Here is a 14,447-nt window from a genome sequence, read left to right as displayed (position 1 = left end):
TCAGCCGCAAATTGGCACGAAATTCTTGCTGTTCCGTATCCATCGCATCATAAGTCCGTGAGATGCCCTGATCAACAAACCACAGGAACGGAGCTTTTTTGTGACTTATGACGCGCTTATTCCCGTCATCCGGCGGCTGGCCTTGCAGGCAGGCGACAAGATCATGCAGATCTATGAAGCAGATGATTTCGACGTCAAGGTCAAGTCAGACTCAAGCCCGGTAACCGAGGCGGACGAGGCGGCGGATGCTTTGATCTCGGCCGGATTGCGCGAGGCTTTTCCAGATATCCTGCTGGTGACCGAGGAACAGGCGGCTTCGCATTCCGAAAAGGGCGAGACCTTTCTGATTGTTGATCCACTTGACGGCACCAAGGAATTCATAAATCGGCGCGGCGATTTTACCGTAAATATCGCTTTGGTCGAAAACGGCGTACCGACGCGTGGCGTGGTCTACGCACCGGCGCGGGGGCGGATGTTCTATACGCAAGCCGATGGGCAAGCTGTCGAGGAAACCGGCGCACTGGACAAAGATCAGCCGGGTGTGTTGACGCCAATATCAGTCTCTAAACCAAACAATTCGGCGCTGATGATCGTTGCATCCAAGTCGCATCGGGATCAGGCGACCGAGGATTACATCAACAAATATCAGGTGCGCGACAGCAAAAGTGCCGGGTCGTCGCTGAAGTTCTGTCTGGTGGCGACGGGAGAGGCCGACCTCTACCCCCGTGTTGGCCGCACCATGGAGTGGGACACCGCTGCGGGCCACGCGGTTCTGGCCGGTGCGGGCGGACATGTGGTGCGCTTTGACGACCATTCGCCGCTGACCTATGGCAAAGACGGCTATGCCAATCCATTTTTCATCGCCTATGCTCCGGGCGTTGAGCTGAAGGAAGCCTGATGTCAGTATTGATTGCCATTCCCGCGCGCTACGCTTCGACCCGCTATCCAGGCAAACCTCTGGTTCCGCTGACCGGGGCAAACGGAACCAGCATGACTCTGATCGAACGATCCTGGCGCGCCGCGATTTCCGTGTCAGGCGTAGATCGCGTGGTTGTGGCAACCGACGATGACCGTATCCGCGAAGTCTCAGAGGGATTTGGTGCCGAGGTGGTGATGACTTCAGACACCTGCCGCAACGGTACCGAACGCTGCGCCGAGGCGCACTCGGCTCTGGGTGGCGGTTATGACATCGTCGTCAACCTGCAAGGGGATGCGCCTTTGACCCCGCATTGGTTTGTTGAAGACCTGATCTCGGGTCTGCGCAACGCGCCAGATGCGGGTGTGGCCACCCCCGTGCTGCGCTGTGACGGGGACGCACTGAACGGATTACTGAACGATCGCAAGCAAGGCCGGGTCGGGGGCACTACAGCGGTGTTCGGCAATGACCACAGCGCGCTTTACTTCTCGAAAGAAGTGATCCCTTTCACAGCCGAGACCTATGCCAGCAGTGACCCGACACCGGTATTCCACCACGTCGGAGTTTATGCCTATCGGCCTGACGCTCTGACTGCTTATCCGGGCTGGACTAGCGGTCCGCTGGAGACACTGGAAGGGTTGGAACAGCTGCGCTTCATGGAAAACGGCCGCAAGGTTCTGTGTGTCGAAGTTGAAGCCAAAGGTCGTCAGTTCTGGGAGCTGAACAACCCGCAGGACGTGGCCAAGATCGAAGAAATGATGGCCGCTATGGGGCTTGAATGACAAATATTCTGGTTACAGGTGGTGCAGGTTATATCGGCTCTCATGCCTGCAAGGCACTGGCAAGTGCGGGGTATACGCCCGTAACCTATGACAATCTTGTCACCGGATGGCAGGACGCGGTGAAATTCGGCCCTTTCGAGCAGGGCGACCTGCTGGACCGCGCCCGGCTGGACGAAGTGTTCGCCAAATACCAACCCGCCGCCGTGATACATTTCGCCGCCCTCAGTCAGGTCGGCGAAGCGATGGCTGAGCCCGGAACGTATTGGTCGAACAATGTCACCGGTTCGCTGACACTGATACAAGCGGCTGTGGATGCGGGATGTTTGAACTTTGTGTTCTCGTCGACCTGCGCCACCTATGGCGAACATGACAACGTTGTGCTGGACGAGAGCACTCAGCAGCAGCCATTGAATGCCTATGGTGCTTCGAAACGAGCGATCGAGGACATCTTACGTGATTTCCAAGCCGCATATGGCCTGAAGCACGTGATCTTCCGCTATTTCAACGTGGCCGGGGCCGACCCGGATGCCGAAGTTGGAGAGTTTCACCAACCAGAAACCCATCTGGTGCCGCTGATGCTGGACGCCATCGATGGCAAGCGGGGTGGCTTGACTGTATTCGGCACCGATTACGACACACCCGACGGCACCTGCATCCGCGATTATGTACACGTCTGTGATCTGGTCGATGCACATGTACTGGGGCTAAAGTGGCTAGAACAGGGCAAAGAAAGCCGCGTGTTCAATCTGGGCACCGGGTCGGGGTTTTCGGTGATGGAAGTCATCGAGCATTCCAAAGCCGTCACCAACCGTGCGGTGCCGTATAGCATCGGCCCGCGCCGGGCCGGGGATTGTACGCGTCTAGTTTCAGGCTCGGTCCGAGCCAAGGAAGAGCTGGGCTGGACACCAAAAAGATCAACGTTAGAGACGATGATCACGGATGCCTGGCGTTGGCATCAGAATGGCGGCTACACCAAGTGAGGCTTGAGGATCAGCCGCTAAGCTGGGTGCAGCGCTACAAGCTGCGCCTGAAACGCAAGCGGCTGTTGTGGCGATCCTTTCGCAGCCGCCATCAACTGAAGTCGTTGACTGACAACACGCAAAAGATCACACCCGGCGCCATTCTGGCCTTTACCACGCTGCGGAATGAGATCACCCGCCTGCCGTGGTTCTTTCACCATTATCGCACGCTGGGCATTGATCATTTTCTGATGGTGGATAATGGCAGCGATGACGGCTCAGTCCCGTATTTGCTTAAACAGCCGGATGTGTCGCTGTGGCGGACTACGGCAAGCTATCGCGCGTCTCGGTTCGGGTTGGATTGGCTGACTTGGCTGCAGTGGAAATTTGGGCACGACCACTGGACGTTGATGGTCGACGCCGATGAGTTGCTGATCTACGCCCATCACAACACCCATACGATGCGCGATTTAGCTGCATGGCTGGACGCGCGCGGTCAAACCACGTTTGGGGCGATGATGCTGGACCTCTATCCCAAAGGTCGGTTGGGCAAGCAAAGTTATGATCCGCATTCCGATCCAACCGATTGCCTGAACTGGTTTGACCCCGGCCCCTATCGTGCCCAGCGCCAAAGGCCGATGGGCAACCTTTGGGTTCAGGGAGGCGTACGCGAGCGGGTGTTTTTTGCAGATCAGCCCCAAAAATCACCGACGCTGAACAAGATCCCTCTGACCCGGTGGTCACGACATACGGCCTATGTGAATTCGTGCCATTCCGCGCTGCCCCGGTTCTTGAATTTTGAATATGACGGTCCGGGTGGGCAGACCGCCTCGGGCGTGTTGCTCCATACGAAATTCCTGCCTGAGGTTGTCGACAAATCGCGGATCGAAAAACAGAGGCGGCAACATTTTCACGACCCCGATCGGTTCGGCGCCTATTATGACGGGATCATCAGCGGGCCTGATCTTTGGACTTCTGACTCGGTCAAACTAGGTGATTGGCAACAGTTACAAGACCTTGGGCTCATGAACGCGGGCGGATTTCCTGCCACAGGGGGGAAGTAAACCGGATTTAAACCCGTTGCCTCACAAGGTGCAGAGATGTCATAAAACGTTAATGTCCGGCACCACTCAGGCCTCAGGCGGCCCCGGGCAGACGCGCGTATCAAAAAAGGTTGGGCAGCCGCGTGAGCCTTTTGGATTCCTATCGCATGAGATTGCGGCGCAAGCGCCGCCTGCTGCGTTGCCTACGTCGGCGTCGGGATCTGAAAGCGGTGCAAGATAACACCAACAAGATCAAAGAAAACGACATCTTGTTGATGAGCGTAATGCGGAACGAAAAGATCCGCCTTCCCTATTTCTTAGACTACTATCGAAAGCTTGGCATCAATCACTTCCTGTGCGTGGACAACAACAGCGATGACGGCACCCACGAATACCTGAGCAGCCAGCCGGACGTTTCGCTGTGGTGGACGGATGTAGGTTACAAGAATGCGACCTTTGGTCTGGATTGGTCCAACTACCTGCTGCGCCGCTATGCGCATAAGCACTGGGTTCTGACGGTCGATCCGGATGAATTCTTTATCTATCCTTTTTGCGATACCCGCCCGATCCGCGCCCTGACCGACTGGCTGGACGATACTGGTGTGCGCAGTTTCGGCACCATGCTGATCGACATGTATCCCGAAACCGGAATCATGGATGCGCCCTATCATGAGGGCCAGAACCCTTTTGAAGTCGCGCCTTGGTTCGATTCAGGCAACTTCATGATTACCCGCAACCCGACCTATGGGAATCTGTGGATTCAAGGCGGTGCACGCGCACGGGTTTTCTTTCAGAACAATCCCCTGAAGGCTCCGGCCCTGAACAAGATACCTCTTGTGAAATGGCACCGGCGCTACGCCTATGTCAGCTCAACCCACGCCTTGCTGCCGCGCGGGCTCAATCAGGTCTATGAAGAGCAGGGCGGTGAAAAAACCAGCGGAGCGCTGCTGCATGCAAAGCTGATCAATACGCTTGGGGAAAAAGCTAAAGAAGAGTTGCTGCGCGGACAGCACTATGCTGCGTCGGGCGAGTACAAGGCTTATGCCAAGCAGTTAGAGGATAATCCGGTTTTCTGGAACAAATGGTCCGAGAAATACATCAACTGGCGACAGATTGAGATCCTCGGCCTGATGTCTAAGGGGAACTGGGCATGAGCAGCTTGGGCATCGTAATGCTGGTGCACACCGCGCTGGATCGGGTTGAGCAGGTGGCACGCCATTGGGCCGCCTCGGGCTGTCCTGTGGTCATTCATGTAGATCAGAAAGTCGGCGATCCGGCTTATTCCGATTTTGTCGCCGCTTGTTCGGATGAACCACTGATCCTGTTTTCAAAACGCCATGTCTGTGAATGGGGCGGCTGGGGTATTGTCGCCGCATCACAATCTGCCGCATCGCTGATGTTGGAGAGGTTTCCAGATGTCCGGCATGTATATCTGTCTTCAGGCGCGTGTCTGCCGCTGCGTCCGGTCGCTGATCTGATCGACTATCTGGCCGACCGGCCCCGTGTCGATTTCATCGAAAGCGCAACCACGCGCGACGTCAGCTGGACGATTGGCGGGTTGGATCTGGAACGTTTCACCCTGAGGTTCCCCTTCTCATGGCGCAGGCAACGAAAACTGTTTGACAATTACGTGCGGTTGCAACGCGCCCTCGGTCTGCGCCGCAGAATTCCCGAAGGCCTTGTACCGCATATGGGCAGTCAATGGTGGTGTCTGACCCGCCAAACCTTGTCGGCCATCCTTCAGGATCCCAAGCGCGCCGAATATGATCGCTATTTCCGCCAGGTCTGGATTCCCGATGAAAGCTATTTTCAGACACTGGCACGACTCTATTCCACCCATATCGAAAGCCGATCGCTGACCCTGTCGAAGTTCGACTATCAAGGTCGGCCGCACATGTTCTACGACGATCACCTGCAATTGCTGCGCCGGTCCGACTGTTTCGTGGCGCGCAAAGTCTGGCACAGCGCGAACCGGTTGTATCAGACCTTCCTGACCGACCACGAAGGCGCACTGACCCCGGCCGAGCCCAACCCCGGCAAGATCGACCGGGTGTTTTCCAAAGCGGTCGAACGGCGCGTTCGCGGACGAGATGGTCTTTATATGCAAAGCCGCTTCCCCCGCGCGGCTACGGAACGCAGCCTGACAGCCTTTCCCTATTCGGTGTTTCAAGGCTTTACCGAGTTGTTCGAAGATTTCGAACCCTGGCTGACAAACGCCATCGGCGGGCGGGTGCATGGGCACCTGTTCGGTTCCGAACGGGCGCAATTTGCCGAAGATGAGACGATCATCAACGGTGCGCTCAGCGATTGCGCCACGCTACGCGACTATAACCCCTCGGCCTTTCTGTCGAACCTCATCTGGAATACACGAGGCGAGCGTCAGTGCTTTCAATTCGGGCCAACGGATATTCAGAAAATCAATGAATTCCTTACGCAAGACCAGAATGCACATATTGCGGTCATCTCGGGGGCCTGGGCGGTTCCATTGTTTCGTTCGAACCTGAATTTTGCCGATATCCGGTGCGAAGCTGCCCGCCTACAACAGATCGAAAGCAAACAGCTCAAGCTTCTGGATGCCGCTCGGGCAAAGACGCGCATCCGAATATGGACAATGGCAGAGTTTGTGGAATCCCCTATGGAGCAACTGCAGACCGTTCTGGAAGACATGGGCGCGCCCAAACCCACCCATCTGACCGAGGCACCGACGATGGTGGATCTGACCGGGTTCGGAAAGTTCCTGCAAAACCTCAAGAACCAAGGGATGCATCCCTATCTGATGGGGGATTTCCCTGTGAATGACGTGTTTGGCGCACAGTCCAAATCGTTCAAGAAGCCCTATTTGGTGCAGTAACCTAAAATGACCCGCCGCTTCGATTATTTCATCGTTCTGGCCGATATGCGCACCGGTTCGAACCTGCTTGAATTACAGCTGAACACGCTGGATGGCGTCACGTGTCACGGAGAAGCGTTTAACCCCTATTTCGTCGGCCTGCCAAAACTGGACAGCGTTCTGGGCTTTACCCTGGAAGATCGTGAACGCGACCCGATGGCGCTGATCGACGCCATCCGAAACGCGCCGGGCGAGATGAACGGCTTTCGTTTTTTCAGCGACCACGATGCGCGGGCGCTGCCACCGGCGCTGGATGATCCGCGCTGCGCCAAAATCATTCTGATGCGCAATCCTCTGGATAGCTACATATCGTGGAAAATCGCCTTGGAAACAAAGCAGTGGCGGCTGGTGAACATCAAGCAACGGCGGGAGGCGCAAATCACCTTCGATGCCGAAGAATTCGCCGAACAGCTCGACCAGCGGCAAGCATTTCAACAAACAGTGCTCAAACATCTGCAGACCACCGGGCAAACACCGTTCTATATCGACTATGACGATCTGAATGATCTGGACGTTCTGAACGGCCTTGCCGGATGGCTGGGCGTCAGCGCACGTCTTGAGGAACTGAACCAGCATCTCAAACGCCAAAACCCGGCGCCTGCCCTGTCGAAAGTGACCAATCCGGATGATATGGAGCTGGCCGTGTCGCAACGTGACCGCTTCAAGCTACACCATATCCCAAGTTTCGAGCCGCACCGCGGGCCGGCTGTTTCGCGCTATGTGGGTGCTGCGCAAACTTCGCTGATGTACCTTCCGGTGCGCGGCGGCCCCGAGGCTGTAGTGGTGCGGTGGATTGCCGATCTGGACGGGGTGTCTCAAGCCGACCTGATCACCGGCCGCAATCAAAAACAGACCCGTCAATGGATGCAGGATCATCCCGGTCACCGCAAATTCACGGTGCTACGCCATCCGCTGGCGCGCGCGCACGCTGTGTTCTGCGACCGTATTCTGCACACAGGCCCCGGCGCATATGTCAGCATTCGCAATATGCTGAGCCGACGGTACAAGGTGCCGCTGCCTGCCAAGGGTGATCTCAGCAATTATTCCCGCGATCAGCATTCCGAGGCGTTCGCGGCCTTTCTGGGCATGCTGCGCAGTATTCTGGCGGGTCAAACCCCGATCCGTGTGGATGGGGAATGGTGCGGACAGGCGCAGACGCTGGAAGGCATGGCCGGTTTCACCATGCCCGACCTGATCCTGCGCGAGGATGAGATGGAAACCGCCTTGCCCGACCTTGCCTACAAAGTTGGGCATACAGCCCCGCCAACCCCAAACAAGGCCAAGCCGGACGCGCCGTTTGCACTTGACCAGATTTACGACGCACAGCTTGAAGCGCTGGCGAAGGAAGCATACCAGCGCGACTATACAATATTTGGATTTGGTGACTGGAAACCGCTTTGAACCTTGCTTAGGGGCGCAGGGTAATCACGGTTCCTTCATTCACCATGGCGTAGATCTCTTCGATCTCATCATTCTTGACCGCAATACAACCTGCCGTCCAATCCGGGGTCTTCTTCGCCCGCTTGAACTCGGATCGTAGATTGGGTTGTCCGTGAATGAAGATATCGCCGCCCGGATCAACACCTGCGGCCTTGGCTTTAGCCAAGTCTTCCGAATTCGGATACGATATACCCAACGATAGATGATACCTGCTGCGCGGATTGCGGCGGTCGATCAGATAGGTACCCTCGGGCGTACGACCATCGCCTTTTTTGTTTTTCGTGCCGTTGGGCGCAAATCCTAGATCGATATCGTACTCCCGCAAAATCTGCTCGTTATGGAGCAAATACAGCTTGCGTGCACCTTTGTTGATGACCATCGAGGTCACCTCGGGCCCGCGATAAGAAAGAAATCTGGGTTTGGCTGAGGCACATGCTGAAAGGCTCAGCGTTGCCATTGCGCCCATTCCGAATGCTCGACGATCCATTATTTTCACTGCCTGATGCTCTTTTTTGTCAATTATTATGTCAGATTTTCGCGAAACTTAAATCACTTTTTGCTGTTCGACTGTTCCGTCAGGCGGCGTTCGATCGATTCCAGCCTTTCAAGAACCTCATCACGATAGGCATCGGTCTTGACCTCATCCTCGGCATGGTGCGCGTCCTGCATCGAGTTCACGATGAGACCGACCAGCAAGTTCACCACCGCAAAGGTGGTCACCATGATGAAAGGAACAAAGAAAAGCCAGGCGTAGGGATACACCTCCATCACAGGGCGGACGATGCCCATGGACCAGCTTTCCAGCGTCATGATTTGGAACAGCGTATAGGCCGACAGACCCAGATCGCCGAACCAATCGGGGAATGTGCCCGAGAAAAGTTTGGTTGAGATCACAGCGCCGATGTAAAACAGGATCGCCATCAGCAGGAACACGCTGGCCATGCCCGGCAAGGCTGAGATGAAGCCTTCGACCACTCGGCGCAGGCGCGGCGCGACCGAGATAACGCGCAGGACCCGCAGGATACGCAGTGCCCGCAGAACTGAAAGCGCCCCTGCACTGGGAACTAGGGCCACGCCCACGATCACGAAATCAAACACATTCCAGCCGCTGGTGAAGAACCGGCGCCCTGTGGCGATCAGTTTCATGACGATTTCGATAACGAATATGGAAAGGCACAGCTTGTCCAGCGTCACGATCAGCGGGCCCGCTGCGTCCATCAGCGTAGGCGATGTCTCCATCCCCAGCAGTACCGCGTTGAACAGGATCACACCGGTGATGAATTTCCCGAAAGCCGGTGCTTCGATGATGGGCAGCAGTCGTTGGGCGATCACCATGCGGGCGGTCCTTATCTCAGGGTTATTTGTTCAAAATGAACCGAGCGGCAAGTTCGGTGTGTGACGACCATCGAAATTGGTCAACCACCTGTACCCATTCAAGGGCATATCCGGCGTTAACCAGCATTTTTGCGTCACGGGCAAAGGTGATCGGGTTGCACGAGACATAAGCAACCACCGGGCGCATGGCCTGCGCCAACTCGGCCACCTGCGCCTCGGCCCCAGCACGCGGCGGGTCAAGCACAACGGCGTCGGATTTCTTGAGTTCATCGGGCATGAGCGGGCGGCGGAACAGGTCTCGGGCCTCGGTCGTGACCTGTTTCAGGCCTTGCGCCTTGCGCCAGCCCTGATCCAGGGCCTTCGTCATCTCGGCCTCACCTTCGACTGCATGAACTTCAGCAGTCTGTGCCAGCGGCAGCGAGAATGTCCCGCATCCGGCGAACAGATCGACAATCCGCTTTGCCCCCGACGTAGCGTCGGAAACAGCCTGTAATAGAGCCTGTTCTCCGTCTTTTGTGGCTTGTAAAAACGCTCCGGGCGGTGGGGTGACGCCAGCGGTTCCAAAGCGTTGGATCGGAGGCTCACGCATGGCGATAACTTCATCATCCCAACTAAGCCGGGCAAGACCGTGATGCTCGGTCGCTTGCGCGAGCGCCAGCTCCAACGGTCCATCCAGCGGTTTGCCGCCCTTGACCGCAACATCCAAACCGCCTTCGGACAGGGTCAGCGTTACGGCCAACACACCTTTCCGACTGCCACCCAACAACGCCAAGGCTTCGGCCACCGGGATGGCAGCAATCAAGGTTGGGTGCAGCAAATGGCAATCCGGGATTTCGGTAATCGTGTCAGAAGCGCGACCATGAAACCCGGCCAGCGTACCCTTCTTGGTGCGCCGCACGGCGATGGTGGCCCGACGGCGGGATCGATCAGGCGAAGTGTGAATGGGCCGCATCGGGGCATCGAGCCCCTGCGCGGCCAACGCGTTGCGCACCACCTCAATTTTCCACTCGGCGATAAAATTATCGGTCGCATGTTGCAACTGGCAGCCGCCGCAGGCCTTGTAATGACGGCAGGGTGCCTTGACCCGCTGATCCGAGGGTGTTTCGACGCGAATATCGTTCAGAAACTGACCCAGCAACGTACCGCTGACCACTTCACCCGGCAGAGTGCGTGGCGCATAGATCGGACCATCGGCGATTCCGTCGCCCTGATGTCCAAGGCGGTTTATTGTGTATTGCTGCGTCATGGAGGCCTGATAACTGGGGTTTGAGCGCAACAAAACCCTTTATTCTGCAGCCTCGGCCTGAATGAAGCCGCCCGATTGGCGATGCCAGAACCGGGCGTACAACCCGCCACGCTCCAGCAGAGCCTCATGTGTGCCGCTTTCAACGATATGACCGTGGTCCAGAACAATAATCCGATCCATCTCGCTAAGCGTGGACAGGCGGTGGGCAATAGCCAGCACGGTCTTGCCCTGCATCACCCGGTGCAGTGCCGTCTGAATCGCTGCCTCGACCTCGGAATCCAATGCCGACGTCGCCTCGTCCAGAACCAATATCGGTGCGTCTTTCAGGATAGCGCGAGCCAGAGCGATCCGCTGTCGTTGCCCGCCGCTCAGCTTCACGCCGCGTTCGCCCAGATGCGCGTCATAGCCCTTGCGTCCTTGCGCATCCTCTAGACCGAGTATGAATTCATGCGCCTCGGCTTTGGTCGCGGCCTCTATCAGCTCATCTTCAGTCGCGTCAGGACGACCATAGAGGATGTTCTCGCGCGCCGAACGATTGAACATCGCGGTTTCCTGCGTGACCATCCCAATCTGTTGCCGCAGGCTGTCTTGTGTCACGCGAGAGACATCCTGCCCGTCGATGGCAATAACGCCATGTTCCCCGTCATAGAGCCTTAGCAAAAGTGAAACCAAAGTGGATTTCCCAGCACCTGAGGCCCCGACTATGCCCAACTTTTCACCCGGTGCGGCGGTGAAATTAAGATTAGCAACACCACCGATATCGCGGCCATAGGCAAAGCTGACGTTGTCAAAGGCAATCTCGCCCTCTGAGACCACAAGTGTCGATGCATTCGGAGCATCCTCGACGCGAACGCGCTTGGTCAGAGTATGCATACCGTTTTCAATCTCACCGACATTTGCGTAAAGACCCATCAGTGTGAAACTGACCCAGCCGGTCATTTGCGAGATGCGTATCGCCACGGCCCCGGCCGCCACGATGTCTCCGGCCGTCGCGATGCCCGCCTGCCACAACCACAGTGTCGCGCCGATCAACAGGACCGGCAGCACCCCCGCCAGAGTCATTAGGATGAACCGGAAACTAGCCGATAGCTTGCCGAATTCCAGCGACCGTTCACGCAGGTCGACCATGGAATTTCGGGCGGTATGATCTTCGAACTCGGAATGGGCAAACAGCTTGACGGTTTTGATGTTGGTGATCGTATCGACCACCTGCCCCGATACCATCGCCCGCGCCCCCGCCCGCGCGGCAGAGCGTACGCGGATGCGTGGAAGATACCAGCGCACCAGCAGGAAATAGACAACAAGCCAGGCAACAAATGGCAGCATCACAAGCGGGTGAATAGACCCTAATAAAAGCAATGAGCCTGCAAGAGAGGCAATAGCGAAGACAATAGCGCTGATTGTTTCGGACACCACTTGCGTCATGGCGTTCGATGTCTGCATCTGTTTTTGGGCGATACGTCCGGCGAAATCGTCATCGAAATAGGTCACCGACTGGCCCAGCGTCCAGCGGTTCAGTTTTGCCAAAACCAACGGCGTGATGTTGGGCATGACGATGTAGTTGTTTGCCACCGATGACAGTCCGAACAGTGCGGGGCGTAGAAGCATGAAGAATGCGACAGCACCCAAAATGATCGCGAGATTGCCGCCGGTCAGAAACGCCTCGGGACTGCTGTTGGTGGTCAGATCAATGACGCGGCCCAGGACCCAGGCGGTGCCAGCTTCCATCGCACCCGCGATCGCCGAGAAGGCGGCTGCGACGAACAGCATCGGCCAGGCGCCGGACAAGCTCCAACGGATGAACGCCCCCAGCGTTTGCGGCGGGGGCGTTTCTGTGTCTTTGAACGGTTGGATGAGGTCGGCAATCCTCATTCAGCGGCCTCCGGGTTCAGGAAGCCTCCAGATTGCCGCGCCCAGAACTGAGCGTAAAGCCCTCCTTGCGCCAACAGATCGGAATGACCACCTTGTTCAACGATCCGGCCGCCATCCATCACAAGGATGCGATCCATCTGAGCAATCGTGCTGAGCCGGTGCGCGATGGCGATCACGGTCTTGCCTTGCATCATGCCGTAGAGTGTTTCCTGTATCGAGGCTTCGACTTCGGAATCTAGGGCAGATGTCGCCTCGTCCAATAGCAAAATCGGCGCGTCTTTCAGGATCACCCGCGCCAGCGTTACACGCTGCCGCTGACCGCCCGACAGTTTCACGCCCCGCTCGCCCACATGCGCATCATAGCCAGTGCGGCCCTCCGGGTCTTGCAGATCGAGGATGAACTCATGCGCTTCGGCCTGTTTCGCAGCGGCAATCATCTGTTCTTCGGTCGCATCAGGCCGACCATAGAGGATGTTGGCCCGAACCGAGCGGTGTAACAGAGCACTGTCCTGCTGAACCATGCCAATATGGCTGCGCAAACTGTCCTGCGTGACCTTCGAGATATCCTGACCATCGATCAGGACCGCACCCTTCTCGACGTCGTAAAACCGCAAAAGCAGCTTTACTAGGGTCGATTTTCCCGCACCTGACCGACCGATCAGGCCGATCTTTTCGCCTGGCCGGATAGTCAAGTTGACGTGATCCAAACCACCGGCTTCCCGTCCATAGTGATGAGACAGATCGCGTATTTCGATCTGGCCATTACCCAGCCGCAAAGGTTTCGCATCAGGTTCGTCCAACAGATCGATGGGCTGCGCGATGGTCTGCATACCCTCGGCAACGATACCCAATTCGCGAAAGAAGCTGGTCAGCGCCCACATGATCCAACCGGTCATGGCATTCAGCCGCAGCGTCAAGGCTGTGGCGGCGGCCACCACACCGACCGTTGCGCTACCTTGCGTCCAAAGCAAGATCGCCCAACCAACGACACCCACGATCAGCACACCGTTCAACGCAACAAGCGCGGCATCCATAATGGTGAAAATCCGCATCTCGATCTGGAAAGTGCGGCGGGTTTCCGCAATCGCCTCGCGCGCATAGTCCTGTTCCTGAGTGTCATGGGCAAACATCTTGATCGAGTGGATGTTGGTATAGCTGTCCACCACCCGGCCCGTCACGGTCGAGCGTGCATCCGACGCCGCCTGAGATGCCGGGCCGACCCGCTTAACGGTCCATCGCACAAGCGCGCCGTAAAACACCAGCCAGATCAGCAACGGCAACAACAGGCGCGGATCAGCCGCCATCAGCAGAATGGCCGCACCGATCATGTAGGCGATCGAGAACGAGATCGCGTCAAAGACCTGAAAGACCACCTCGCCCGCGGCGGGTGGGGTCTGCACGACCCGGTTTGCGATGCGCCCGGCAAAGTCATTCTCGAACCAGCCAACCGATTGACGCAGAACATGTTTATGCGCCCGCCAACGGATCAGAGTGCCAAAGTTCGGCAGGATTGTGTTGTTGAGCAGCAAGACGTCAACAAGCTGAAGGATGGGACGAATAAACAGGATCAAGGCGGCAACCACGATCAATTCAGTCCCGTGCGCCTGCCAGAATTCAGCAGGAGAACTGCCCAACAGGTCCACAACGCGACCCATATAAAAGATCAGCCCGACCTCGACAGCAGCAACGACCACGGACATCAGCGCGGCCAATACGAAAACGCGTTTGAAAGGCTGCGAGTAGCCCAGCATGAAAGGCCACAGCCGCGTCGGTGGCTTGTCTACCTGTTCATAGGCAACAAAAGGGTCAATGAGATTTTCGAAGTAGCGAAACATGGAGAGTGCTCCGATTGAGCAGAAAATAGGTCATGCGAAGAAAGATGGCGCCAGAACACCACCCCTACGGGTCAAAGTGTTCCGGGCTTTAGCCGAACCAGATCCCGTAATACATTCGCATTCCTCCCT

12 protein-coding genes are annotated in these 14,447 nt (G+C 57.0%); 7 read left to right on the top strand and 5 right to left on the bottom strand.

From position 1 onward, the window contains the following. The first annotated feature begins 100 nt into the window (after positions 1 to 100). The 7 genes from cysQ (at position 101) to ACR0MP_RS19485 (ending at position 7,991) form a co-directional block, all read left to right on the top strand. A complete protein-coding gene (gene cysQ / locus ACR0MP_RS19515; RefSeq protein ID WP_170408776.1) occupies positions 101 to 898 on the top strand; it encodes a 3'(2'),5'-bisphosphate nucleotidase CysQ in 798 nt (265 codons plus the stop codon). Beyond that, positions 898 to 1,698: a 3-deoxy-manno-octulosonate cytidylyltransferase family protein gene (locus tag ACR0MP_RS19510; protein WP_170408777.1), complete on the top strand. Its 801-nt coding sequence runs from the start codon at positions 898 to 900 to the stop codon at positions 1,696 to 1,698. The genes cysQ and ACR0MP_RS19510 overlap by 1 nt, the downstream gene beginning before the upstream one ends. After that, the gene (galE, locus tag ACR0MP_RS19505) at positions 1,695 to 2,678 is read left to right on the top strand and encodes a UDP-glucose 4-epimerase GalE (protein WP_170408778.1); all 984 of its coding nucleotides are present in this window, start codon (positions 1,695 to 1,697) and stop codon (positions 2,676 to 2,678) included. Before ACR0MP_RS19510 ends, galE begins: the two co-directional genes overlap by 4 nt. Next, positions 2,675 to 3,721 carry a glycosyltransferase family 2 protein gene (locus tag ACR0MP_RS19500; protein ID WP_170737273.1) on the top strand — a complete coding sequence of 349 codons (1,047 nt, stop codon included), beginning with the start codon at positions 2,675 to 2,677 and terminating at the stop codon, positions 3,719 to 3,721. Before galE ends, ACR0MP_RS19500 begins: the two co-directional genes overlap by 4 nt. A gap of 146 nt (positions 3,722 to 3,867) precedes the next feature. Then, positions 3,868 to 4,854 carry a glycosyltransferase family 2 protein gene (locus ACR0MP_RS19495; RefSeq protein ID WP_170408823.1) on the top strand — a complete coding sequence of 329 codons (987 nt, stop codon included), beginning with the start codon at positions 3,868 to 3,870 and terminating at the stop codon, positions 4,852 to 4,854. Further along, the gene (locus ACR0MP_RS19490; protein ID WP_170613534.1) at positions 4,851 to 6,551 is read left to right on the top strand and encodes a DUF5927 domain-containing protein; all 1,701 of its coding nucleotides are present in this window, start codon (positions 4,851 to 4,853) and stop codon (positions 6,549 to 6,551) included. Before ACR0MP_RS19495 ends, ACR0MP_RS19490 begins: the two co-directional genes overlap by 4 nt. Positions 6,552 to 6,557: 6 nt before the next feature. Beyond that, the gene (locus ACR0MP_RS19485) at positions 6,558 to 7,991 is read left to right on the top strand and encodes a nodulation protein NodH (RefSeq protein WP_480887632.1); all 1,434 of its coding nucleotides are present in this window, start codon (positions 6,558 to 6,560) and stop codon (positions 7,989 to 7,991) included. Positions 7,992 to 7,998: 7 nt separating this feature from the next. On the opposite strand, the gene ACR0MP_RS19480 is transcribed toward ACR0MP_RS19485, so the two are convergent. The 5 genes from ACR0MP_RS19480 to ACR0MP_RS19460 all read right to left on the bottom strand — a co-directional run bounded on the left by ACR0MP_RS19480 (position 7,999) and on the right by ACR0MP_RS19460 (position 14,318). Further along, positions 7,999 to 8,517 carry a L,D-transpeptidase family protein gene (locus tag ACR0MP_RS19480; RefSeq protein WP_170408782.1) on the bottom strand — a complete coding sequence of 173 codons (519 nt, stop codon included), beginning with the start codon at positions 8,515 to 8,517 and terminating at the stop codon, positions 7,999 to 8,001. Between the two features lie 62 nt (positions 8,518 to 8,579). Then, positions 8,580 to 9,365: an ion transporter gene (locus ACR0MP_RS19475; RefSeq protein WP_170408783.1), complete on the bottom strand. Its 786-nt coding sequence runs from the start codon at positions 9,363 to 9,365 to the stop codon at positions 8,580 to 8,582. Positions 9,366 to 9,387: 22 nt separating this feature from the next. Further along, positions 9,388 to 10,611, bottom strand: a complete 1,224-nt coding sequence (locus ACR0MP_RS19470) for a class I SAM-dependent RNA methyltransferase (RefSeq protein ID WP_480887630.1) — start codon at positions 10,609 to 10,611, stop codon at positions 9,388 to 9,390. A 39-nt stretch (positions 10,612 to 10,650) separates the two neighbouring features. Beyond that, the gene (locus tag ACR0MP_RS19465) at positions 10,651 to 12,483 is read right to left on the bottom strand and encodes an ABC transporter ATP-binding protein (RefSeq protein ID WP_170408785.1); all 1,833 of its coding nucleotides are present in this window, start codon (positions 12,481 to 12,483) and stop codon (positions 10,651 to 10,653) included. After that, positions 12,480 to 14,318: an ABC transporter ATP-binding protein gene (locus ACR0MP_RS19460; RefSeq protein WP_170408786.1), complete on the bottom strand. Its 1,839-nt coding sequence runs from the start codon at positions 14,316 to 14,318 to the stop codon at positions 12,480 to 12,482. Before ACR0MP_RS19460 ends, ACR0MP_RS19465 begins: the two co-directional genes overlap by 4 nt. Positions 14,319 to 14,447 lie beyond the last annotated feature (129 nt).

The sequence above is a fragment of the Ruegeria sp. K3 genome (genome assembly GCF_056531845.1).
The sequence above is the reverse complement of the archived record's forward strand: the minus strand, read 5'-3'. Positions and strand labels throughout refer to the sequence as shown.